The 23,114-nt window shown below is 74.2% G+C and carries 21 protein-coding genes; 7 read left to right on the top strand and 14 right to left on the bottom strand.

The genetic code is table 11. The annotated features are described in order from the left end of the window. Window positions 1-111: 111 nt before the first annotated feature. From ACIGNX_RS11220 to ACIGNX_RS11210, 3 genes are all read right to left on the bottom strand, one after another. Entirely contained in the window at window positions 112-1,056 is a 945-nt protein-coding gene (locus ACIGNX_RS11220) for a DNA polymerase domain-containing protein (RefSeq protein ID WP_396538742.1), read from the bottom strand. 82 nt (window positions 1,057-1,138) lie between these two features. Continuing rightward, a complete protein-coding gene (locus tag ACIGNX_RS11215; RefSeq protein WP_396538740.1) occupies window positions 1,139-2,521 on the bottom strand; it encodes a glycosyl hydrolase family 18 protein in 1,383 nt (460 codons plus the stop codon). Window positions 2,522-2,653: 132 nt separating this feature from the next. Then, on the bottom strand, window positions 2,654-3,511 hold the full coding sequence (locus tag ACIGNX_RS11210) for a sigma-70 family RNA polymerase sigma factor (protein ID WP_396538738.1): 858 nt from the start codon (window positions 3,509-3,511) through the stop codon (window positions 2,654-2,656). 121 nt (window positions 3,512-3,632) lie between these two features. Between ACIGNX_RS11210 and ACIGNX_RS11205 the strand changes: the two genes are divergently transcribed. Together ACIGNX_RS11205 and ACIGNX_RS11200 are read left to right on the top strand one after the other, a co-directional pair. Continuing rightward, on the top strand, window positions 3,633-5,291 hold the full coding sequence (locus ACIGNX_RS11205; protein ID WP_396538736.1) for a cellulose binding domain-containing protein: 1,659 nt from the start codon (window positions 3,633-3,635) through the stop codon (window positions 5,289-5,291). A 145-nt stretch (window positions 5,292-5,436) separates the two neighbouring features. Then, entirely contained in the window at window positions 5,437-5,763 is a 327-nt protein-coding gene (locus tag ACIGNX_RS11200) for a DUF1540 domain-containing protein (protein WP_396538734.1), read from the top strand. Window positions 5,764-5,983: 220 nt separating this feature from the next. Here ACIGNX_RS11200 and ACIGNX_RS11195 read toward each other — a convergent pair whose 3' ends face one another. After that, a complete protein-coding gene (locus tag ACIGNX_RS11195; protein WP_396538733.1) occupies window positions 5,984-6,982 on the bottom strand; it encodes an FkbO/Hyg5 family chorismatase in 999 nt (332 codons plus the stop codon). A gap of 50 nt (window positions 6,983-7,032) precedes the next feature. Next, window positions 7,033-8,148 (bottom strand): 3-deoxy-7-phosphoheptulonate synthase, encoded by a 1,116-nt coding sequence (locus ACIGNX_RS11190; RefSeq protein ID WP_396538731.1) that lies wholly within the window; start codon window positions 8,146-8,148, stop codon window positions 7,033-7,035. Between the two features lie 324 nt (window positions 8,149-8,472). Here ACIGNX_RS11190 and ACIGNX_RS11185 point away from each other — a divergent pair, with 324 nt between their 5' ends. The 4 genes from ACIGNX_RS11185 to ACIGNX_RS11170 all read left to right on the top strand — a co-directional run bounded on the left by ACIGNX_RS11185 (window position 8,473) and on the right by ACIGNX_RS11170 (window position 11,580). Continuing rightward, entirely contained in the window at window positions 8,473-9,030 is a 558-nt protein-coding gene (locus ACIGNX_RS11185; protein WP_396538729.1) for a hypothetical protein, read from the top strand. After that, window positions 9,030-10,241 carry a sensor histidine kinase gene (locus ACIGNX_RS11180; protein ID WP_396538727.1) on the top strand — a complete coding sequence of 404 codons (1,212 nt, stop codon included), beginning with the start codon at window positions 9,030-9,032 and terminating at the stop codon, window positions 10,239-10,241. The genes ACIGNX_RS11185 and ACIGNX_RS11180 overlap by 1 nt, the downstream gene beginning before the upstream one ends. Further along, window positions 10,238-10,936 (top strand): response regulator, encoded by a 699-nt coding sequence (locus ACIGNX_RS11175; protein WP_396538725.1) that lies wholly within the window; start codon window positions 10,238-10,240, stop codon window positions 10,934-10,936. The genes ACIGNX_RS11180 and ACIGNX_RS11175 overlap by 4 nt, the downstream gene beginning before the upstream one ends. A 206-nt stretch (window positions 10,937-11,142) precedes the next feature. Next, entirely contained in the window at window positions 11,143-11,580 is a 438-nt protein-coding gene (locus tag ACIGNX_RS11170) for an AbfB domain-containing protein (protein WP_396538723.1), read from the top strand. A 209-nt stretch (window positions 11,581-11,789) separates the two neighbouring features. Here ACIGNX_RS11170 and ACIGNX_RS11165 read toward each other — a convergent pair whose 3' ends face one another. From ACIGNX_RS11165 to ACIGNX_RS11150, 4 genes are all read right to left on the bottom strand, one after another. Then, window positions 11,790-12,584, bottom strand: coding sequence for an SDR family NAD(P)-dependent oxidoreductase (locus ACIGNX_RS11165; RefSeq protein WP_396538721.1), 795 nt, complete (start codon window positions 12,582-12,584; stop codon window positions 11,790-11,792). A 37-nt stretch (window positions 12,585-12,621) separates the two neighbouring features. Beyond that, window positions 12,622-14,025, bottom strand: a complete 1,404-nt coding sequence (locus ACIGNX_RS11160; RefSeq protein ID WP_396538719.1) for a pyridoxal phosphate-dependent decarboxylase family protein — start codon at window positions 14,023-14,025, stop codon at window positions 12,622-12,624. Further along, entirely contained in the window at window positions 14,015-15,286 is a 1,272-nt protein-coding gene (locus ACIGNX_RS11155) for an MFS transporter (protein ID WP_396538717.1), read from the bottom strand. Before ACIGNX_RS11155 ends, ACIGNX_RS11160 begins: the two co-directional genes overlap by 11 nt. Before the next feature lie 103 nt (window positions 15,287-15,389). Then, window positions 15,390-15,959: a TetR/AcrR family transcriptional regulator gene (locus ACIGNX_RS11150; RefSeq protein WP_396538715.1), complete on the bottom strand. Its 570-nt coding sequence runs from the start codon at window positions 15,957-15,959 to the stop codon at window positions 15,390-15,392. Window positions 15,960-16,111: 152 nt separating this feature from the next. Between ACIGNX_RS11150 and ACIGNX_RS11145 the strand changes: the two genes are divergently transcribed. Then, window positions 16,112-17,020 carry an NmrA family NAD(P)-binding protein gene (locus ACIGNX_RS11145; RefSeq protein WP_396538713.1) on the top strand — a complete coding sequence of 303 codons (909 nt, stop codon included), beginning with the start codon at window positions 16,112-16,114 and terminating at the stop codon, window positions 17,018-17,020. A gap of 39 nt (window positions 17,021-17,059) precedes the next feature. Here the strand turns inward: ACIGNX_RS11145 and ACIGNX_RS11140 are convergent, their stop codons facing one another. Genes ACIGNX_RS11140 through ACIGNX_RS11120 form a run of 5 tightly spaced genes read right to left on the bottom strand, consistent with a single transcriptional unit; the run spans window position 17,060 to window position 22,982 of the window. After that, window positions 17,060-18,442 carry a cellulose binding domain-containing protein gene (locus ACIGNX_RS11140; RefSeq protein ID WP_396538711.1) on the bottom strand — a complete coding sequence of 461 codons (1,383 nt, stop codon included), beginning with the start codon at window positions 18,440-18,442 and terminating at the stop codon, window positions 17,060-17,062. 18 nt (window positions 18,443-18,460) lie between these two features. Continuing rightward, complete coding sequence (locus tag ACIGNX_RS11135) at window positions 18,461-19,948, bottom strand: beta-N-acetylhexosaminidase (protein ID WP_396538709.1); 1,488 nt, start codon at window positions 19,946-19,948, stop codon at window positions 18,461-18,463. A gap of 18 nt (window positions 19,949-19,966) precedes the next feature. Next, on the bottom strand, window positions 19,967-20,788 hold the full coding sequence (locus tag ACIGNX_RS11130) for a carbohydrate ABC transporter permease (RefSeq protein ID WP_396538707.1): 822 nt from the start codon (window positions 20,786-20,788) through the stop codon (window positions 19,967-19,969). Beyond that, window positions 20,785-21,735 carry a carbohydrate ABC transporter permease gene (locus tag ACIGNX_RS11125; protein ID WP_396538705.1) on the bottom strand — a complete coding sequence of 317 codons (951 nt, stop codon included), beginning with the start codon at window positions 21,733-21,735 and terminating at the stop codon, window positions 20,785-20,787. Before ACIGNX_RS11125 ends, ACIGNX_RS11130 begins: the two co-directional genes overlap by 4 nt. 2 nt (window positions 21,736-21,737) lie before the next feature. After that, on the bottom strand, window positions 21,738-22,982 hold the full coding sequence (locus ACIGNX_RS11120; RefSeq protein WP_396538703.1) for an extracellular solute-binding protein: 1,245 nt from the start codon (window positions 22,980-22,982) through the stop codon (window positions 21,738-21,740). Window positions 22,983-23,114 lie beyond the last annotated feature (132 nt).

Below are 23,114 nucleotides of genomic sequence, written 5' to 3'. Positions count from 1 at the left end.
CGCACGAGCGTGCGTGCTGGAACACCACCGCGGTAGCGACTTTCGTCGTGGCACGTTCGGACGCAGAGCGGACACCACTGTCCGCTCGATAACTTCAGTGCAAACCGAAAATCATTGGTTGGCCCGCTGGGCGCGAGCGCGGCGCTTGCCCTCGTGCATGGCCTGGACGCGGGCCACGGGGATGGTGTGCCCCTCGGCCACCAGGTCGTCGGGCAGCGGCTGCGGTTCGGGCATCCGCGCGTTCCACGGGTCGTCGCCGCCCAGCAGCGCGGGCGCGGTCTTGACGGTGAAGTCGGCCGGCGTCACGGAGCCCAGGTCGTCCCAGTCGACGGGGAACGACACCGTCGCGCCCGGACGGATGCGCGGGCTGTACGCGGCGGCCACGGTCGCGCCGTAGGCCCGCGTCGAGTCGAGGAACACCCGGCCGCCCCGGTCGTCCTTGATGAACGCCGTGGTCGCCAGCCCGGGGTCCAGCCGTTCGGCCCGCGCCGCCAGCGCCCGGGTCGCCGCGGCCACGTCGTGGTCCACCCCGGTCACCGGCACGAACACGTGCACGCCCTTGGAACCGCTGGTCTTCACCACGCCGGTCAGCCCGTCCTCGGCCAGCGCGCGGCGCACCAGCCCGGCCGCCGCCACGACCACGTCGAAGCCCGCGCCCTCCGGCGGGTCGAGGTCGAGCACCAGGTGGGTGGGCCGGTCGAACGCGCCGGCCGGGGCGAGCGTGACGTGGTACTCGACGGCGCGCTGGTTGGCGAACCACAGCAGCGTGCGGCGGTCCTCGCACACCGCGTACCGGATCTCGCGCTTGGACGTCTCGGCCCACAGCGTCACCGACGGCACCCACGGCGGCGTGTACTTGGGCAGATTCTTCTGCGTGAACGCCTCCTGCCCGGGCCGGATCCGCACCACCGACAGCGGTCGCCCGGCCAGGCCGGGGATGATCCGGTCGGCGACCGCGTCGAGGTAGTCGACGAGGTCGCCCTTGGTCGCGTCGGCACCGTCGAACAGCGGCTGGTCGAGGTTGGTCAGCGACACGCCGTCCCGCTCTTCACCCATCGCACCACCCTTGCGGTTGGGCGGGTCGGGGGCAAGCCGGGCGCGGCCCGCTCCGCGGGGGAGCGGGCCGCGCGGGCGGTGGTCAGGCGGGGAGCCGCCAGACCTGGTTGGTGCCGGCGAAGCAGTCCCAGATCTGGAGCCGGGTGCCGTCGGCGGAGCTGGGGCCGGTGGCGTCGAGGCAGCGGCCGGAGGCGGGGTTGCGCAGCGTGCCGTCGGAGGCGGCCTGCCACTGCTGGGCGCCGGTGCCGTTGCAGTCCCAGATCTGGACGGGGGTGCCGTTGGCGGTGCCGGCGCTCGCGACGTCGAGGCACTTGCCCAGGGCGCGCAGGGTGCCGTCGGAGGCGACGGTCCAGTTCTGGGCGGTGGTGCCGTTGCACGTCCACAGCTGGACGGCGGTGCCGTTGGCGGAGGAGGCGCTCGCCACGTCGACGCACTTGCCGGCGATGCCGGTGACGGGTCCGGTGCGGCCGGGCGGGTTGGTGGTGCCGCCGGTGGCGGTGTCGTAGATGGCGCTGACGAGGGAGGTGCTGCCGGTGGTGTCCTGGGAGAGTTCCCAGTTCATGATGCCGCCGGCGTTGGCCGTGGCCCACTGGGTCTTGCGCTTGATGGTGGGCACGCCGTTGTAGCACTGCTGGACGCCGCTGACGGTGGTGCAGTCGCGGTTGGCGTTGGCGGGGTCCAGGGCGACGAGCTGCGAGTAGGTGTAGTAGGTGGGTCGGCTGTAGAAGGGGACGCCGAGGACGGTCTTGGCGGCGGGGAGGCCGCGGGACTTCCAGTAGTTGGCGGCGGCGATGGACCAGTCGTAGTTGGCGTGGGGGCTGCCGCCGTCGTAGGCCATGATGTTGAGCCAGTCGACCTGGCCGAAGACGGCGGTCTGGACGCCTTCGGCGGTGCCGCCGCCGGAGACGACGGCGGCGGTGAGGAGCTTGCCGCGGCTGTGCAGGGCGGTGCCGAGCTGTCCCATGAGGGCGGTGAAGTTGGCGGCCGAGGCGCCGGGGTCGGGGTACTCCCAGTCGATGTCGATGCCGTCGAGGTTGTACTGGGTGACGGCGTTGACGGCGCTGTTGACGAAGGTGGTGCGGCTGGTGGCGTTGGCGGCGAGGGCTTCGAAGGCGGAGTCGTTGCCGTCGTTCCAGCCGCCGATGGCGAGCGAGACGCGGACGCCGTTGTTGTGGGCGAGGGTGACCAGCGAGGAGAGCTTGCCGGTGTCGGGGATGGCCTGGAGCGTGCCGTTGGAGTTGGGCAGCGCGAAGGCGTAGTTGATGTGGGTGAGCTTGGTGTACTGGACGGCGTTGACGCTGCCGGCCCAGGAGGGCAGGTAGCCGACGCTCTTGAAGCCGTTGGGCAGGGCGGCGGCCTGGGCGGTGGGGGTGGCGGCGGTGGTGAGGCCGGCCGTCGCGGTGAGGAGGGCGAGTGCGGTGGCGGCCCACCGGGTGGTGCGCCGCGTCGGTGCGGGTGGTCGCATGGGGCGGGGGTCCTTTCGCAGGGGGCGGCCCACGGCGTCGTTCGCGCGCGGTGGCGGCGGGTCCGTGCGGTTCGGACGCGAGCAGGGTGGTGCGGCAGCCGCGGCCGACCTTACTAGCGCACTTGATTCAAGTCACGATAAAAGTGTGATCGCGAGTCGGCGGAGGCGGGCGGGGTCGGCGACGACCTCGTAGGCGGCGATCCGGTCGCCCCGGACGGTGAGGGTGAGGGCGAGCCGCGCGCGGCCGTGCCGGGCGACGACGATGCCGGGGCGCCCGTCCACGAGGGCCGGTCGCGCGGCGCGGGCGTTGGCGGTGAGCAGCACGGTCTCGGCGGCGACGGCGTGCGCCCCACGGACCTCGGCGGGCGCGCCGGGCGGCAGGGCGGTCGGGTCGGCGCGGCGGACGACGTCGGGGGCGAGCACGGCGAGCAGCGCGGCGAAGTCGCCGGCCCGGGCGGCGGCGAGGAAGGCGTCCACGACGTGCCGGTGGCGGGTGGTCGGCTCGGGGGCGGGGTGCGCGCCGCGGACCTTGTGGCGGGCGCGGCTGGCGAGCTTCTTGGTGGTGGCGGTGGTGCGGCCGACGATGGGGGCGATGTGCTCGAAGGGGACGGCGAAGGTGTCGTGCAGGACGAACGCGACGCGTTCGGCGGGGGTGAGGGTGTCGAGGACGACGAACAGGGCGCGTTCGACGGCGTCGGCCAGGACCGCGTCGGCGGCGGGGTCGTCGGCGGCGGGGGTGTCGGGCAGGTGGTCGACGGTGTGCTCGGGGCGGGCGCGGCGGCGGCGCAGGGCGTCGAGGCAGACGCGGGAGAGGGCGGTGCGCAGCCAGGCGGCGAGGTTGTCGATCTCGTCGGGGTGGACGCGGCACAGGCGCAGCCAGGTCTCCTGGACGGCGTCCTCGGCCTCGGCGGGTGAGCCGAGCATCCGGTGGGCGATCGCGCGCAGGTGCGGGCGGTGCTCCTCGAATCGGTCCGCCGTCTGCTCGCGCATGGGTGCCCTCCCGGCTCGTCCACCCCTTCGACGTGCCGGGCGGCGGAGAGGTGACAGGCGGGTGTCGGACCTGGTAGGAGAGTGGTCACGGCCGCCGCCGGAGACCTGAGGAGATCGTCCGATGGGTAATCGCCTGGTGGCGGTGGGTGTGGTGGTCGCGTGCCTGGTGGTGGGGCACGTGGCGGCGGCGCGGGCCGAGGTGGCGCGGTTGACGGCCTCGTTCAGCCGGCCGTCGGTGTGGGGCACGGGGTACGGCGGGCAGTTCGTGGTGACCAACACCGGTGACGCGGAGAGCGCCGGGTGGGTCGTGGAGTTCGAGCTGCCGGCCGGGTCGTCGGTGGGCAACGCGTGGAACGCGGTGCTCGGCCGGGACGGGCAGCGGTACCGGTTCGCGAACGCGGCGTTCAACGGTCGGCTCGCGCCGGGTGGGTCGGCGAGCTTCGGGTTCACCGTCTCCGGGGTGGGGTTGCCGACGGCCTGCGCGGTGGGCGGGGTGCCGTGCGAGGGCGTGGGCCCGGCCCCGGACGGGTCGGCGCCGTCGGTGCCCGGCGAGCCGCGGGTGACGGGGGTGACGGCGGGGTCGGTGTCGTTGGCGTGGGCGGCCTCGACCGATGACGTCGGGGTGGCGGAGTACGAGGTGCTGCGCGGGTCGACGGTGGTGGCGACGGCGACGTCCCCCGCGGTGTCGGTCGGCGGGTTGCTGCCGGGCACGGGGTACGCGTTCCGGGTGCGGGCGCGTGACGCGGCGGGCAACGTGTCGGGGTCGAGCGCCGAGGTCGTCGCGACGACGGCGCCGGCGGCGGGCGGGTCCGCGGTGGACGTGTCGACGGCGGGGCAGTTGCGGGCGGCGCTGGACGCGGCCGTGCCGGGGCAGACGATCCGGATGGCGCCGGGCGTGTACCGGGGCTCCTTCGTGATCACCCGGCCGGGTTCGGCCTCGGCTCCCGTGACGTTGACCGGGCCGGCGGACGCGGTGCTGGTCAACGACGGGCCGTCGGGTTCGGGGCCGGGCTGCCCGGTGCCGACGGCGGGCTGGGACTCCGGCTACGGGCTGTGGCTGTACGGCGCGCCGTACTGGAACCTGGCGGGGTTCGCGGTGCGCGAGTCGAAGAAGGGGATCGTGGTGGACGACTCCCACCACGTGGTGATCGACCGCGTGCGGGTGGACCACGTGGACGAGGAGGGCGTGCACTTCCGGCGGTCGTCGGCGGACGGCGTGCTGCGGGACTCGGTGATCACCGACACGGGGTTGGCGCAGCCGGGGTACGGCGAGGGCGTGTACCTCGGGTCGGCGTCGTCGAACTGGGCGTGCCACGGCAACTCCGGCGGCGTGGACCGCAGCGACCGGGTGCAGGTGCTGGGCAACCGGGTGGGGCCGGGTGTCGCGGCGGAGCACGTCGACGTCAAGGAGGGCACGGTCGGTGGCGTGATCCGGGGCAACGCGTTCGACGGCACGGGCATCTCGGGGGAGAACTCGGCGGACTCGTGGGTCGACGTGAAGGGCGTCGGCTACCTGATCGAGGGCAACACGGGCACGTTCGCCGCGCCGGGGGTGTTCGCCAACGGCTACGAGACGCACAACCCGGCCACGACGCCGTCGTTCGCCAACGGCTGCGGCAACGTCTGGCGCGACAACCGGTCGGACCTGGGCGGTGTCGGGCAGTACGCGATCCGGATCACCTCGACGTCGAAGTGCGCGGACCGGCCGAACGTGGTGCACGCGTCGAACGCGGTGACGCGGGCGGTGAGCGGGTTGACCAACATCGCGGTCACGCCGTGACGCGCTCCGCGAAATGCATTTCCGGGGTCGACCCGAAGTATTTTCCCGCTTTTAGGTTAGGCTCTCCTCAATGTTTTCGTGTTGCGGTACCCGCTGGTCGGTGGCACCGTCGCCGGTGAGGAAACTGCTGCCCGGAGGAGCTGTCATGACCACCACGGAAATGCCGGCCGTCAACGAGTGCACGGTCACGGGTTGTTCCTACAACCACGACGGGTGCCACGCTTTCGCGATCACCGTGAACGGTGCGAACGGCGCCGCCGACTGCGGGACGTTCATCCCGCTGGCCCGCAAGGGCGGCCTGTCCAAGGTCGTCGCGCAGGTCGGCGCGTGCTCGCGCACGGACTGCGTGCACAACTCCGACCTGGAGTGCACCGCGTCGGGGGTGCGCGTCGGTCCCGGCCCGGGCGACCACGCCGCCAACTGCCTGACCTACACCCGGGCCACGGACGTGCCGACGCCCGCCCTGTCCTGAGCGCCCGGACCGCCGGCCGGTCGGCACCCCTCAGAGCCGACCGACCGGCGGGACGGCGTCGTCGACGCCGTCGGCGGTGGTGCCCCGGCCGCGCCCCCCTGCGGCGGCCGGCGGCACCAGGTCCTTCAGCAGCCGGGTCGCGTCCGGCCCGGTCGCGTTCGGCCCGGTCGGGTCAGGGCCGGTCGCGTCAGGGCCGGCAGGGCGGGCGTCCCCGGCGCGGTCACGTCGCCACCCCCTCGACCTCGACCAGCAGGTCCGGGCGGCAGACGTCGACGGTGAACACCGCGAGGTCCGCGCGCCGGGAGAACTCGTCCCGGCACAGCCGCGCCACCAGCGGCACGTCCTGCGGCCGCTTGACGTAGACCTTGATCGCGCGCAGGTCGCCCAGCGCGTACCCGGCGTCGACACCGTGCCGCGCGAGGTTGTCCGCGCCGATCAGCGCGGCGATGTTGGCCAGCGTCACCTGGACCTGGCGGGCCACGTCCCCCGGCGCGACCGTGGCGTGGTCCAGGATGCTCGCGGTGCCCGACACGTACAGCGCACCGCGGCCGCGCTCCGGCTCGAGGTAGGTCCCCCGGGCGAAGCTGGGCGACCTCGGCCCGTACCGGCTCGGGTACTCGTGCGCGGGCACCTGCAACGGGTTCTCCAGGTGCACGGCCGCGTGCGACCGGTGCGCCAGGAAGTAGAACGCGACACCGCCGCCCAGCGAGCCGATGCCCGTCGACGCCGGCATGGCGTGCCCGCGCGCGTCGAACGCCCTCCCGCGGCCCACGCAGAAGTCCGCGTACACCTCCGTGCCGCGAGCGGTGCGGTCGGTGATCCCTTCGAGGGTGTTCCACATCCGGAACACCGTCGGGTAGCCCAGCCGCTCCACCAGGTCGAACGCCGCCAGGTACGCCCGGCGGGTCGCCTCGCCGCAGTCCGCCGACGGCCCGATCCACCCGGCGCAGAACAGCGTCTCGCCGTCGTGGGCGTACCGCAGCCCCTCGTGCTCACCCGTGCGCACCACGTCGCCCCCGGCGTGCCAGACCTCCACCACCTCGGGCTCACCCGGCCGCGCCATGTGCAGCGGCAGCACGGGCAGCCCGTGCTCCCATCGCGGCGGACCGCCCGCGGTCGAGTAGCGGACGGCGCCCAGCACCCCCGTGCCGGCCCGCTCGGCGAACTCCCCCGCCGTCCGCAACGCGCACGGCGGCGTCACGATCACGTTGCCACGCACTGGTTTCCCCCTTCGTCGTCGGTGTCCCGCGTCGGTGTCCGGCGTCGCTGTCAGGGCCCGTGCCACGCCGCGACCACGGCGAGCGCCTGCGCCGGGTCGAGCCGCGGGTCGCACAGGCTCGTGTACGGCCCGGTCGGGAACTCGTCCCACCCGCACTCGGCGACGTCGTCCGGCGTCGTCTCCAGGTGCAGCCCGCCGGCCACCCCTCCGGCGTCGCGCACGGCCGCCAGGAAGCCCGCGACCTCGCGGACCGCCGTCGCCACCAGGCGCGTCTTGCGGCCCGCCGCGTCGGCCACCGTGTTGCCGTGCAGCGGGTCGCACAGCCAGACCACCGGGTGGCCCGCCGCGCGGACCGCCGCCACCAGCGACGGCAGCAGCCCGGCCACCAGGTCCGCGCCCGGACGCGCGATCAGCGTGAGCCGACCCGGCTCGCGCCCCGGGTCCAGCCGCTCGCACAGCGCCCGCAGCTCGTCCGGCCGCGTGCCCGGACCGACCTTGCACGCCACCGGGTTCGCCACGGAGGCCAGCAGCCGCACGTGCGGCCCGTCCACCGCCCTGGTGCGGTCGCCGATCCACGGCCAGTGCGTCGAGGTGAGCAGCGCGGCGCCGTGCTCGTCGGGGCGCACCAGCGGCAGCTCGTAGTCCAGCACCAGCGCTTCGTGGCTGGTCCACAGCCACGGGTGGTGGACCCGCAGCAGTTGCGTCGCCGACCTGGCCGCGTGGTAGCCCGCGAGCAGCCGCGCCGGGTCCGCCTGCCGGGCCAGGACGTGCGGCTGCGGCGCGTTGACCAGGTCGCCCCGGTACACCGGCAGCTCCACCCCGGCCACCACCTCCGTCGGCCGCGACCGGGGCTTGGCGAACTGCCCCGCCACCCGGCCCACCCGCACCACCGGCGACCCGCCGCCGAGGGCCCGGGCCAGCCGGTCCACCAGCGCCGCCTTCGGCGTCACGTGCCGCGGCCCGCACTCGGCGAACGGCTCGGCGCAGTCACCGGCCTGCAGCACGAGCCGCCGCCCGGCCGCCACCTCGGCCAGCTCCGCCCGCAGCGCCGCCACCTCAGCCGGCGCCACGAGGCCCGGCAGCCGGGCGAGGCGGGCCCGGAAGGCCCGCGCCCGGTGTTCCGGCCACGGCGGCTGCTGCGCCGCCGGCGCCGATTCCTCGCGCACCGCCTCCCATTCGGACAAGACCGCCGCCCGGGCGCGCACAACGGGTTCGGTGGACACTAGTGCCTCCGTTGATCCGGTTCGACCTGCTGCCGTCACCGGACAATCGTGCGCGACGGCCGGCGGCCTTTTCGTCGGACCGCCGGGGGAATCGCGGTGTCCTCTTTCCCCTGGTGCGTCGCCCGATCGAGGTAAGCCCGGAGGGGGATCGTCAAGCTCCGACGCAGGGTGGACGATATTCCGGGGGAGGGGGTGGTCCCCTTGTCTGCGGCGCGTGGTGAATAGCGCGCGGTGAACGCGGGGGATCGCGTGACAAGGGGAGGAACAATGCCGGTTTCCGACGTGCGACTCGTGGTGTCGGTCCAGGCTCGCGGTTTCGAGGAGAAACCCTGGGAGGGCCACCTGGCCACCGGGCTGCTCACCGGGCCCGCCGAGGTGCTCGTGCCCGCAGCGGGCGACAACCTCGCCGAGGCGGTCGACGGCATCGACCTGCTCGTGCTGCCGCTGCCGCTGGGCCCGGGCGGGCGCGTGGAGCGGCTCGTCGCCGAGCGCGTCGCGTTCTGCGCGCCGTCCTGGGGCGACGGCCGCCGGTTCGCCGTCCTGCGCGCGGCCAACGACTCGCGGCACGAACCGACCGTCGGCCGGTTCACCGAGTGCGAGCTGGCGGAAGCGCTGCGCCGCCACGAGGGCGACCTGTGGGCCGCGCTGGAGTCCCTCGGCGCGATCGAACCCGGCTCGCGCGACGCGGTGACACCCGAGCTGCTGCGGCAGGTGCCCGAGGTCGAGGCGGCACAGCGGCGGCCGGTCTTCGACGAGCCGGAGGACGGCGTGCTGCCGGGCGACCCGTGCGACCTGCTGCCGACGTGCCGCAAGGAGCCGGCCTGATGGTCGGTCGGGGACGGCCGCGGCGGTTGTCCCGCGCCACGGCGGTCGACGTGGCCCTGGCCGCGTCGGCCGCCGTGGTGGACGCCTTCCTGTTCTCCGCGGTCAGCAGCCGCGACCCCCGGGGCGCGGACCTGTGGCTGTTCGTCGCGCTCGTCCTCGTCGGCTTCGCCGCGCTGCTCGTGCGCCGCAGGCGGCCGGTGCTCGTGTTCGCCGCGGTCTGGACGTGGGCGGTGCTCGTCACGCCCACCAGCCACCTGGAGTTCCAGCCCACCGCCATCCCGTGCGTGGCGCTGTTCACCGTCGCGCTGCGCGCCAGGGCCAAGGTGTCGACCGGCGCGCTGCTCGCCTGCGCCGTCCTCGCAGTCCTGGCCGCCCTGCGCGAGGCCGCGTCCCGCCCGCCCGAGGCGCGCGCGGTCGCCACCTACGCCACCCTGGCGTTCTACCTGCTGGTCTACGGCTGCGTCTGGGCGGGCGGCCGGTGGGCGCGGCTGAGCCGCCAGCACGCCGACGACCTCGAGTTCCGCCGCCGCGTCGAGGCCCACGAGGCCGTGACGGCCGAGCGCACCCGCATCGCGCGCGAGCTGCACGACATCGTCGCCCACTCGGTGACCGTGATGGTGCTGCAGGCCGCCGGCGCCCGCCGCGTCCTGGACACCGACCCCGTCCGGGTCCGGGACGCCCTGGGGCACATCGAGGAGGCCGGGGAACAGGCGATGGGCGAACTGCGGCGCATGCTCACCGCCCTGCGCCTGAGCGACGACCAGCACGGCGGCGCGACCGGCCGGCCCCAACCGGGCCTCGCCGACGTCGAGCACCTGGTCGGTGCCGTCGCCGCCGCCGGCGTCCGCGTCGACACGCGCGTGGAGGGCGAGCCGCGCCGGCTGGCCGCCAGCGTCGACCTCGCGGCCTACCGGGTCGTGCAGGAGGCGCTGACCAACGTGACCAAGCACGTCGGCCCCGGCGCGCACGTCGACGTGCGGCTGCGCTGGGCGCCGGAGCAGCTCACCGTCGAGGTCACCGACGACGGCCGCGGCCGCCGGCCGGAACGGCGGCTGTCCACCAACCACGGCCTGGCCGGGCTGCTCGAACGCCTCGCGATCGTCGGCGGCAGGCTCGCGGCCGAACAGGTGCCGGCCGGCGGGTTCCGGGTCACCGCCGTGCTGCCCGTCGCCGGGCCCGCCACCACCGAACCCGTCCGGGAGCCCGGGTGATCCGGGTGATGCTGGTCGACGACCAGCCGCTCGTGCGGGCCGGGTTGGCGATGCTCCTCGACGCCGAGCCGGACATCGAGGTGGTGGCCGAGGCCGACGAGGGCGCGGACGCCGTGGCCCGGGTCGGCGAGGTGCGCCCCGACGTGGTCCTCATGGACGTGCGGATGCCCGGCGTCGACGGCGTGGAGGCCACCCGCCGCATCATCGACGCCGACCCGCCGGGGGAGGGCCACGCCACCAAGATCATCATCCTGACGACGTACCACGTGGACGAAGCCGTGTACGCGGCGCTGCGCGCCGGGGCGTCCGGGTTCCTGCTCAAGGACGCCGTGCCGCGCGAGCTGGTCGACGCCGTCCGCACGGTCGCGTCCGGCGAGGCGTGGCTCGACCCCACCGTCGCGAAAGGACTGATCCGCGAGTTCGCCGCCCGCCCGCGCCACGAGATGCCGACATCGGCCGAGATGTGCGAGCTGACCGCCCGCGAGCGCGAGGTCCTGGTGCTCGTGGCCCACGGGTTCTCCAACCCGGAGATCGCCGCGCACCTCGTCGTCGGCGAGGCCACGGTGAAGACCCACCTGGGTCGAATCCTGATGAAGCTCGGCCTGCGGGACCGGGCCCAGGCCATCGCCGCCGCCTACCACAGCGGCCTCGTCGCGCCCGGGAGCAGCCCGCCCCCACCGGCCGGCCGGCCGTGACACCGCGACGACTTGTTATCGCTAACAGATGGGCCGGACGGCCCAGTCTTCGACGCCTTCGACCGCACTCCGTCGAATCACGGCGTTCGACACTCGGCTGTTGAATCGTCGCCGCGTGTGCTGTTAGCGTTAACACGTCGCCTTCGAAGGCGGTGCCGCACCACCCCGGGACGCCGTGCCGGGGCTCGTCGAAAGGCACACGGCCGATGCTGCTGCAACGACGCACACCGCTCGCCGGAGGCTTGGCCTCGCCGGCCCCGACCCGCACCGGGCTCGCCGCCGAGAACGCCAACCCGCTGTCGAGGTGGGGCGCGCCGACCTGGAACCCCTGCCAGGACTCGACGTGGCGCCCGGTGCCGGGCCTTGGGTCGTCGCCCGAGGCGTCGTTCTCCCCGCACAACCCCCGCGACCGCCACCTCCGGCACACCAGGTGCGTCCCGCGCTGCGACCCGATCGGCACCACCGCCGAGCGCGCGGACGCCACGTTCCAGGTCGGTCACCGACCGCTCGGTCGGCCCGACCGGGCCGTGGGCGCGACACCTCGGCGGCGTGCCGCGCCCACGGCAGCTCCACCCCGGCAGTTCCGCCGGGGCACGGGCGGTGTTCGGCCCCGCGATGCGCCCGGGTCGGTGAAGTGCCGGTAGCGCGGTCCGAAGCGCGGTTCGGGCAACGCGTGCGCCCGCTCGACGTCGAACGCGGTCGCGCCGGCACCCCTCGGCCCGCCCCGATCCCGCCGGCCGGCCCGGTCACGCCGGCCGGCCCGGTCACGGCGGCCGGCCCGGTCACGGCGGCCGGCCCGGTCACGGCGGCCGGCCCGGTCACGGCGGCCGGCCCGGTCACGGCGGGATCGGGGTCACGGCAGGATCGAGTCGACGTAACCCCCGTCCACCCGCACGGCCGCGCCCGTCGTCGCCGACGCCTGCGGCGAGGCCAGGTACACCACCAGGTTGCCGATCTCCTCCGGCTCGATCAGCCTGCCGAGCAGCGACTGCGGCCGGTGCAGGCGCATGAACTCCCGCTGCGCCCGCTCCCACGGCAGCGACCGGTCCACCAGCTGGTAGACGAACTCCTCCACGCCACCGGTGTGCGTGGGGCCCGCGATCACGCAGTTCACCGTGACCCCGCTGCCCGCCGCCTCCTTCGCGAAGCCGCGCGACACGCCCAGCAGCGCCGTCTTCGACACCCCGTAGTGGATCATCTCGGTCGGGATCACCACCGCCGAGTCGCTGGCGATGTACTGCACGCGCCCCCAGCCGCGCTCCCGCATGCCCGGCAGGTAGGCGCGGGTCAGCCGCACGGCGGCCAGCACGTTGACCTCGAAGTAGCGCCGCCACTCGTCGTCGTCGACCTCCAGCGCCGGCCGGGCGCCGAAGATGCCGACGTTGTTCACCAGCACGTCCACCCCGGGCAGCGCCGACGTCAGCGCCGCCGCGCCCTCGGCCGTCGACACGTCCGCCGCCACGCCCACCACGTCCGCGCCCGGCACGGCCTCGCGCAGCCGCGCCACCGCCCGGTCGACCGCGTCGGCCTTGCGCCCGTTCACCGCCGTCCGCGCGCCGGCCCGCGCCAGCGCCACCGCGATCGCCTCGCCGATCCCCTGCGTCGAACCGGTGACCAACGCCGTCCTGCCGCTCAGATCCAGGTGCATGCCGACCATGATCGCGCAGCCGGCCCAACGCCGCCGCTCACGAGTACAGCGCGCTCAGGAACTCCACCAGCAGCCGCTCGCGCAGCGCGGGGGAGGCCGCCGCGAGGAGCGTGTTGACCGTGGCCATCCGCTCGGGCAGCACCCCGCCGTCGCCGCCGCCCATGCCGGCCGCCGCGAGCAGCCCGGCGAACTCCTCGGGCGTCAGGGCGTCCGGCTCCAGCCCGCCCACGAACGCCAGCACCTCGGGCGCGACGCGCACCGGCCCCGCTTCGACCGCCGCCTCGACCGACGCGCGCAGGTCGGCCAGCAACTCCGCCTCGTGCCCCGCGTTCGCCGCCGTCACGGTCAGGTGCAGGTTGGCGGGGGAGGAGCGGTGGGCGAACTGCGGCTGCACGTACCAGTTCCGCGCCTTCATCTCGTCGGCCACCGTGAACACGTCGAAGTCGTCGCGGGACGCCGCGACCGCCAGCAACGTCGCCGTGGGCGTGCCCAGCACCCGCAACCCGTCGATGTCCGCGATGCCCTCGCGCAGCACCCGCGCGCTCTCCAAGGCGCGCAGCGCCAGCGAGCGGTAGCCGTCGTCGCCGATGTGCCGCAGCACCGCCCAGGCCGCCGCGAGCGGTCCACCCGATCGGGTGGACTGGGTGGTGGAGTTCAGCATCGTGTAGCCCGGCCAGGCCGCCGAGGCGAAGAACTGCGCCCGGCGCAGGTCGGCCGACGCGTGCAACAGCACGGACGTCCCCTTCGGGCAGTACGCGTACTTGTGCAGGTCCACCGAGATGCTGGTGACGCCCGGCACGGAGAAGTCGAACGGCGGCGCGTCCGGCGCGTGCGGCAGCACCCACCCGCCGATGCAGGCGTCCACGTGGCAGCGCACCCCGCGCTCCAGCGCCGCGGCGGCGATCTCCGGCACCGGGTCGACCACGCCGTGCGCGTACGACGGCGCGCTCGCCACCACCAGCACGGTGGTGTCGTCGATGGCGTCCGCCACGGCCCGCGGGTCGGCGCGGAAGGTGACCGGGTCGACCGGCACCGCGACCACCCGCACGCCGAAGTAGTGCGCGGCCTTGTGGAACGCCGCGTGCGCGGTCTCCGGCAGCACCATCGACGGCCGCGCCACCTCCGGCCGCGAGTCGCGGGCCGCGACGACGGCGAGCAGGCACGACTCGGTGCCGCCGGAGGTGACCGAGCCGACCGTCCCCGCGCCGCCGCCCAGCAACCGGGCCGCCGTGCGCACCACGTCGTTCTCCAGCGCCAGCAGGCTCGGGAACGCCGTGGGGTCGAGCCCGTTCACCGAGGACGCCAGGGCGTGCGCCGACGCGGCCAGCTCGTCCAGGCCCGGCAACGCGCTGTCGTAGACGTAGGCCAACGTCCGCCCGCCGTGCGTGGGCAGGTCACCGGCCCGCAGCGCACGCAGCTCGGCCAACACGTCACCGGTCACGCGGTCTCTCCTCACGCAGCAGGGGCAGGGCCGCCAACGCCAGCACGGCCGGGATGGCGGTGAAACCGAGCAGCGCGGCCGTCACCGCGCCGGGGGACTGCACGGCCGAGCCGTCGGTGCTCGCGACGTACCCGCCGGCGGCCAGGACCAGCCCGTACACGCCGGGGCCCAGCGCCAGGCCCAACGTCTCGCCCGCCGTCCACACCCCGGAGAACAGGCCCGCGCGCGTGCCGCCGGTCCGCCGTTCCTCCGCGGTGATCACGTCGGGCAGCATGGCCAGCGGGAACACCTGCATGCCCGCGTACCCCACGCCGATCACGGCCATCAGCGCCAGCACCGCCGCCACCGGCAGCACGCGTGCCGCGGTCAGCCCGGCCACCGCCGCGGCGAACAGCACCGACGCGGCCACCAGCCCGACGCGCTTGCCGTGCCGCCGCCCGACCCGCTGCCACAGCGGCATGACCAGCAGCGCGGGGCCGACGAACCCGGCGAACAACGCGGTCTGCAACCCGGGCTCGCCCAGCACCAGCCGGGCGAAGTAGTCGACGCCCGCGAGCATCGTGCCCAGCCCCACCGCCTGCACCACGAACGCCGCCAGCAGCAGCCGGAACGGCCGCGACCCGCGCACCGCCGCGACGAGGTCGCCCACCCCCGCCGCCGCGTGCACCCGCCGCCCGACCGGCGCGCCACGCGTGCCGAGGAACGTCGCCACCGCGCCGAACACCATGAACACCGCCACCGCGACGCCCATCGCCGGGTAGCCGACCGCGTCGCGCACGGCGGGCGCGCCCGCGCCGCTGACCAGGATCGCCAGGGCCAGGAACGCCATGCGCCACGCCATCAGGCGGGTGCGCTCGTCGTAGTCCTCGGTGATCTCCGCGGCCATCGCCACGTACGGCACCTGGAAGAACGCGAACGCCGTCGCGCACGCCAGGAACACCAGCGCCACGTACGCCACCGCGCCGCCACCGGTGAACGGCCCGGCGAACAGCAGCGCGAACAGCACCGCGGTCGCGACCCCGCCGCGCAGCAGGAAGGGCCGCCGCACCCCGGCCCGGTCGCTGATCCGGCCGGCGACCGGGTTGAACACGACGTCCCACGCCTTCGGCACGAGGACGAGCAGGCCGGCGACGGCGGCGGGCACGGCCAGCCCGTCGGTCAGGTAGGGCAGCAGGAGCAACCCGGGCACGGTGCCGAACGCGCCGGTCACGAAGGACCCGGTCGCGTACCCCACCCGAACACCACGCGTGATCTGCCGCATAGGCGGAGAAGTTTCGCATTTCCCGCTTGTCGACGCGAGGACCACTTCGGACGCCCGGATCACGGGACGCGCCCGGCGGCGCCACCCGGCCGGCGGCCCGGCGTCAGGCCCGGGTGGGCCGGGTCAGTTCGGCCACCAGGGCCACCGCGACCTCGCCCGCCCGTTCCCCGCCCGGGTGGGCCGCGCTCGCGTACATCCCCTCGATGGCGAGCCAGACCCGTTCCGCCAGCAACTCCGGCCGCGCCGCGCCGGTCCGCCCGGCCAGCTCGCCCACCTGCGCCCGCACGTCCGCCAGGTGCTCCGCGGCGAACCGGCCCACCCGGTGCCGGGGGAACTCGGTCAGGCAGTTGCGGAACGCGCAACCCCGGTAGCCCGCCTCCGCCACCTGCGCCGCGGCCAGCTCCGCCAGCGCCACGAGCTGCGCGGCCGGGTCGTCCGCGAGCGGCGCGAGGGTGGCGTGGACCTGGGCCAGCCAGATCTCCCGCAGCCGCGCCAGGTGCGCCACGACCAGGGCGTCCTTGCTCGGGAACTCGCGATAGAGGAGGTTCTTGCCGCAGCCGCACTCGTCGACGATCCGCTGCATCCCCACGGCGCGCACCCCGTGCGCGGTGAACAGCCGGGCGGCCGTGTCGAGGATGCGCTCGCGGGTGCCCGGTGCCTGTTGACGCGCCACCACTGCCTCCCCCGACCGCGCAACCCCTGTCACCCAGTCTAGTGGACCGGTCGGTCCGCCCGGTTTGACGCGGTGCCGCGACCACCGCAGGATGATCGGACCGATCGGTCCGGGACCGGTCGGTCCGCGACCTGAGAGGGAGATCCACACCGATGTCCGCACCCAGCGTGCTCGTGTTCGGCGCCACCGGCAGGACGGGCGGCGCCGTCGTGCGCCGCCTGCTCGGTCAGCACCAGGCCGGCGAGCTGCGGCTGATCGCCGCGGTGCGCCGTCCCGAGGCCGCCGCGCCGTTCGCCGAACAGGGGATCGAGGTCCGCCACCTCGACCTGGACCGGGCCGAGCGGCACGGGGTCGGGCCGGTCGTGGCCGCGCTGCGCGACGTGCGGCGCGTGTTCCTGGTGACCGGCAACGACGTGCGGATGCTGACCCACGCCAAGACGGTGATCGACGCGGCCCGCATCACCGGCGTCGAGCACCTGGTCTACCTGGGCGCGCACGCCGTCCGGGACACCACCGTGGTGCACTTCTCCTGGCACCAGCTCGTCGTGGCCTACCTGGAGCGGTCCGGGGTCGCGCACACCGTGCTGCACCCGACGTCGTTCATGCAGAACCTCCTGATGCCGGCGGTGACCGACCCGCGCTCGGGCGTGCTCACGCACTACGTCGGTGACGCCGCGATCAGCCTGGTCGACGTGGAGGACGTCGCCGAGGTCGCGGCCGTCGTGCTGCGCTCCCCGGAGGGGCACCGCGGCCGGACCTACGGCCTCGGCACCGAGGTCGCGGCGTTCGACCGGGTCGCCGCGACGCTGTCCGAGGTCACCGGGCAGTCCTGGAAGTACGAGCCCGAGGAGCCCGCGCAGTTCGTGGCGAGGATGACCGCGGCGGGTGCCGACCCGATCTACATGGAGTGCGTGCGCAACGTCTTCGAGCGCACCCGGGACGGTTCGCTGGTCGAGGCGGCGGACACGTTCGACACGGTCGAGCGGATCACCGGGCGGCCCGGCGGCTCGCTGCGCGACTTCGTCGAACGCCACCGCGCCCACTTCGCGCAGCCGGTGTGACCGGGGGTCGGGCGACGTCGCCCGACCCCCGGGTCCGGCTCACCCGGCGGGAACCGTGTCGACGTGGTCGACACCGGCCGTGCGGTAGCCCGCCACCCGCGACTGCACCTGCGCGGGGCTCAGCGCCTGGTCCTCGGCGAAGTACACCCAGTCCACGTGCTGCTGGTAGGCGCGGTCGCCGGGCGCGCCCGCCAGGCCGCCCGAGATGAACCACAGGTTGAAGTTGATCGACATCGGCGTCTCCGGGTAGTACTTGTCACCGTGGTCGGCCACCTGCGCGCCGTCCACGAAGTACTTCACCCGCCCGCCCGCCACCTGGATCACCAGGTCGTGCCACCCGGCGTGGCTCTGCCGCTGCTCGGAGTGGACGTTGTCGGCCAGCCACGGCTCGTTGCGGTAGGTCTCCCAGGTCGTCTCGTACAGGATGTTCGCTGGCTCGCCCCACCCGCCGTTGGGCAGGTACTCGAAGTCCAGCTCGCCGTAGTTCGGGTCCAGGTCGCTGTTCAACGGGGTGATCGTGAAGAACGTCTCCACCACCTGGTCGCCGTCGGGGCCGTAAACGGGCGCGTCGGAGAACTTCACCCGCGCCGCGTACGTGCCCTCGAAGAACTTCCGCTGGTGGTACAGCTCGGTCTGCCGCGCCGACGACCCGTTGTTCGACGACTCCAGCCGCAGCGACTTCTGGCCGTCCACGGTCGGGAACGTCACCAGCGCCGGGTCCCACACCGCGCCCGGCACGCCCGGCCCGCCGCCGCCGGAGCGGACGGTCCAACCGCGCTGCGCGATCCGCGCGTCACTCGATCCCGTGTAGTTGAAGTCGTCGAACAACGCCGGGCCGTTCGGGTTCGGCGGCGTCGACGTGGTGGTGGTCGTCGTGGGGCCGGTGCCGCCGGGAGGCGTGCCCCACAGCAGCGCCCCGCCCCGGTGCACGGTCACCCGAGACCACGCCGAGTAGGTGCTCGCCGCGCGGAACGAGTAGTCGTCGGACTGGGTGATCTGCCCCCAGTTGGCCCGGTAGAACCGCAGCTGCAGGTCGCCGGTGTCGGCGCCCGGGCCCAGCGAGCCCGCGCCGGAGGTGAACCCGACCTCCAGGTAGCGGTCGGCGGGCCCGCCGGTCAACGTGCCGAACGAGCCGGTGACGTTGCCGCACCCGCGCACCGCCCACGAGCACGCGAAGCGGTAGCCGACGTCGGGCGTCTCGCTCTGGAAGTAGTAGCGGACCTTCAGCTCGCTCAGCGGCACGGTGGTGCCGCCGGTGTTGACCAGCTTGAGCCACGGCTCGACCTGGTCGGTCGTCGCACCGGACGCGCTGGTGCGGTACTGGGCGGTGACCGAGTCGGCGGCCAGCGCCATCGGCGCGGCCACCAGCGCGGCGACGGACACCGCGGCGGCGCCGAGCGCGGCGATCATGCGTGCGTGCACTTCGGTTCTCTCCTCGAGTCAGCAGGGTGGGACAGGGGAGCGCGCTTCGTCCTCCTTCCTCTCGTCCTCCTTCCTCGACACGGGCACGGACAGCGCGCTCAGGCGGCCGGTGTGCGCGCGCATCCGTTCGCTGAAGTCGGCCCACGACGGGCGTTGCGCCCACAGCGTGTCGGCCGGCGCCGCCGGCCGCGGGTACGCCAGCCGTTCCAGGTGGTGCGCGGTCGGCGCGTACTCCGTCCACAGGGCGCACTGCGCGCCCAGCACGCCGTCGGGCAGCGGCAGGTCGTACACGTCCCGCGCGGTCACCACCAGGCCGGGCTGCCCCCGCGGCTCGTCGGGTTCGGCGGACTGCGGGTAGTCCAGGTAGGTCGACCGGTGCGGTGCCATCACCACGTCGTGCCCGAGGTCCAGCGCGGTCCGCGCGTCCGCCGCGTCGCGCCACGGCATCACCACCACGCGGGGGGCGCCGACCGGTTCCCACGACATCGGCGTGCGGCCGCGCGCCACCACGTGGTCGGCCATCGCCGCAGGAACCAGCCGTGCAGCTCGTGCGGCCCGGCCAGGCCCTCCTCGCGCACCCGCCGCAGCGCCGGGGCTCGACCCCCACTCGGCGGTCGTGCACTCGTCGCCGCCCAAGTGCATGTGCGGGCCGGGGAACACGTCCACCACCTCGTCCAGCACGTCGCGGCAGAACTCCAGCACGGCGTCGTCCACGCCGAACACCGCCTCGCTTACGCCCCACCGCGTCCACACCGGCAACCGCCGGCGCGGGAAGTTGCCCAGGTGCGGGTAGGCGGCCGGCGCGGCGCGGGCGTGACCGGGCATCTCGATCTCCGGCACGACCCGCACCCCGCGCTCGTCGGCGCAGGCCACCAGCCCCGCCAACTCGGACCGGGTGTACGAGCCGCCGTGCGGCACGCCGTCGCCCGTGCTCTCCGCCCGCCACCCGCCGACCGACGTCAGCCGCGGGTGGCGCGGCACGGGCATCCGCCGGCCCTGGTCGTCGGTGAGGTGCAGGTGCAGCACGTTCAGCTTGTGCACGGCCATCAGGTCGACGAACCGGCGCAGCACCGCGACCGGCTGGAAGTGCCGCGCCACGTCCAGCAGCACCCCGCGCCACGGCCGCGGCGCGTCCCGGACGTCCACCCCGGGCAGCGACCAGTCCACACCGGACACCGGCCGCGAGCCCGGCGCCACCGGCCACACCAACTGCCGGATCGTCTGCACGCCGTGCGCCAACCCGTGCCGCGTGGCCGCGCGCAGCACCACCGCGTGCTCGTTCACGGTCAGCGAGTAGCCCTCGTCGCCGAGCCCCACCAGCCGCTCGTCCAGCGCGAACACCACGCGGCCGTCCTCGTGCAGCGGCAGCGGCAGGCCGGTCGCCGGTCGCAGCGACGCGCGCAGCAACCGGGCCGCGCCCTGCGCGCCGGGCGTGGCGCGGATCGCCGTGTCGCGGTCGAACGCGAACCGGCCGTGCCGCCGGATCAACCGCGTCGGTCGTGGCACGATCACGAGGACCCCCGATCAGCCTTTCACCGCGCCGCCGACGATCCCGGTGGTCACCCGGCCCTGGAGCACGAGGAACACCAGCAGCACCGGCAGCATGAACAGCGTCGAGGCGGCCATCGTGGCGCCCCAGTCCGTGCCGAACGTGTTGCCGAACGACGACAACCACACCGGCAGCGTCCGGTCGTCCTGGTCCTTGATGATCAGCACGTTGGCGAAGGCGAACTCGTTCCACGCCGTGATGAAGCCGAACAGCGAGGTCGCCAGCAGGCCCGGCGCGAGCAGCGGGAACACCACCCGCCGGAACGCCTGCGCCCGCGAGCACCCGTCGACCAGCGCCGCCTCCTCGAGGTCGACCGGGATAGCCGCGAGGAACCCGCGCAGCGTCACCACCGTGAACGGCAGCGTGATCATGAAGTAGACGAGCGTGAGCATCCACAGCGTGTCGAGCATCCCGGTGTCCCGCGCGATCACGTAGACCGGGATCAGCAGCGCCTCCCACGGGGTCATCTGCGCGATGAACACCACCAGGACGAACCCGCGCCTGCCCCTCCACCGCAGCCGCGCCACCGCGAACGCCGCCGCCAGGGCCACCACCAGCGCCAGCAGCACCGCACCGCCCGCGACCAGGGCGCTGTTGCGCCAGAACGACCAGAACCCCGGCGCCGACACCGCCGTGCCGAAGTGCTCGAAGGTCACCGACAGCGGCAGGAACGCCGGCGTCGGCGCCTGGATGTCGCGGGTCGGCTTGAACGCCGTCAGCACCATCCAGTACACCGGGAAGACCGACACCGCGAACACCACCGCGGCCGCGGACCCGCGCAGCACCCGGCCGGTCACGACGCCCCCTCCTGCCGGTACAGCTGCCGGAAGTAGGCCAGCAGCGCCAGCACGAGCAGCAGCACCATCAGCATCGACACCGCCGCGCCCAGGTCGTAGCGCTGCAACGACTGCGCCACCTGGAACGCGTACACCGGCAGCGTCGTGGTGGCCCGCCCCGGCCCGCCCTGCGAGATGACCCAGATCTGCACGAACGCCTTGACGACCCAGATCACCTCCAGGCAGGTGATCAGCCCGAACATGGCCCGCAGCACCGGGAAGGTGACGGAGGCGAACACCCGCCACGCGCCCGCGCCGTCCATCCGGGCCGCCTCGTACAGCTCGGCCGGGACCGTCACCATCGCCGCGTACAGCGACAGCGCCGCGAACGGCACCGACTGCCAGACGATCAGCGCCACCAGGATGACGAACGTCGCCGTGCCGTCGGCGAACCACGCGTAGTCGCGGTAGCCCTCGAAGCCCAACCCGACCAGCGCCCAGTTCACCACCCCGAGCCGGGACTGGAACAGCCACTGGAACACCGTGGTCGCCGCGATCACCGGCGTGGCCCACACCAGCACCAGCCCGGACATCACCAGCAGCCGCGCCCACCGGCCCAGCCGCACCAGCAGCAGCGCGACGAGCGTCGACAGCACCACGATCAGCACGACGTTGACCGCGGTGAACACCAGCGTCCGGCGCACCACCGCCCAGAACTCCGGGTCGCGCAGCACCCGCGCGTAGTTCGCCAGGCCGACGAACCGTGCGTCGCCGCGCACCAGCTGCGGCAGGCCGAACTCCTGCACCGAGATCAGTACGTTGCGCGCCAACGGGTACAGCAGCAGGAACCCGGTGGCCGCCAGGGTCGGCGCGATCAACAGGTACGGCCACCAGGACGTGCGGCGGCGCGGCGGGGGAGGGGCGGCCCGCGGGTGGTGCTCCACCGCCCGCGTCAGCGTCGTCGTCACGGCTACGCGCCCGAGTCGAGGGCCTGGGTGATCACCTGGTCGGCCCGCGCGGCCGCCGCCGCCGGGTCCGCACCGGTCAGCACCGCGGTCAGGAACTCCTTGATCGGGTTGCGCGCCTCCACCGCGGCCCAGTTCGGCGAGTTCGGCGTCGCGTGCCCGTTGACCGCGCCCGCCGCCATCGCCGCCGCGCCGGGGTCGTCGCCGACCGAGCCCGCCAGCGACGTCCGGTTCGGCACGTAGTTCATCGCCCTGGCCAGCTCCACCTGCCACTTCTCGCCGGCCAACGCCTTGACCACGGCGTAGGCGCCGTCCTGGCGCGGCGAGGCGAGCGGGATGATCAGGTCCGAGCCGCCGGTGAACACCGCGCCCGGCGTGGCGGCGGTCTTGCCGGGGACGGGGAAGAAGCCGAGCCGGTCGGCGAGGTCGGGGTTGGCCTCGGCGACCAGCTTCGCCGCGCCCGGCACCGCGATGAACTGCGCGACCTGCCCGGCCGCCACCACGTCGGTCTGCTGCGGCCTGGCCTCGTCGGAGTCCTTCGGCCCGTCGCCCAGCGCCTGCAACCGCCGGTAGAAGTCCGCGGCCGCCAGCCCCTGCGGCGTGTTCAGCGCGCCGGTCCACCGGTCGCCGTCCGGCACGGCGAGGTCGCCGCCCTCGTCCCAGACGAAGCCGGACAGCACGTACCAGTTCTGCCCGGGCAGGTAGATGCCCTGGGTGTCGCCCCGGTCCAGCTTCGCGGTGGCGGCCAGCCACTCGTCCCGGGTCTTCGGCGGGGTGACGCCGGCCGCCGCGAACAGGTCCTTGCGGTAGACGACCACGCGGTTGGCCGCGTAGAACGGGATGCCGAACTGCTTGCCGCCCACCGCGCCCGGCTCGGCCAGGCCGGGAATCCAGTCGCCGCCGCCCAGCTCCTCGACCTTGCCGGACAGGTCCGTGACGCCGTCGCTGGAGGCGTACTGCGCCACCTGCGTGTTGCCGACCTCGATCACGTCGGGCGGGTCGGTGCTCGCCAGCGCGCTCGTGACCTTCTGGGTGATCCCGTTCCACTCCTGGACCTGGACCCGGAGGTCGAGCCCGGGGTGGTCGCGCTCGAACTCGGCCTCGAAGCGGCTGACGAAGTCGTCGGTGGCGGAGTCCTTCATCAGCCACACGGTGATGTCCTGCCCGCCGCCCGACCCACCGGGCCCGGGAGCGCAGGCGGACAGGGCGAGCAACGACGCGAGGACCAGGGCTACGGGGCGGTTCGGCACGTCTCACCTCTCAGTTGACCAATTGGTAACCTCGGTGGAGCCCGTCCGAAGATGGCATAGACCAATGTGGCAGTCAACACCCCAGTTCACAGCCGTGAGAGCGCTCTCGATCTTCAGCTGGCCAGACCTGAC

The sequence above is a fragment of the Actinosynnema sp. NPDC053489 genome (genome assembly GCF_044544865.1).
Taxonomy (GTDB): domain Bacteria; phylum Actinomycetota; class Actinomycetes; order Mycobacteriales; family Pseudonocardiaceae; genus Actinosynnema.
Note: the sequence above shows the minus strand (reverse complement) of the source record. Positions and strands in the feature narration are given on the sequence as shown.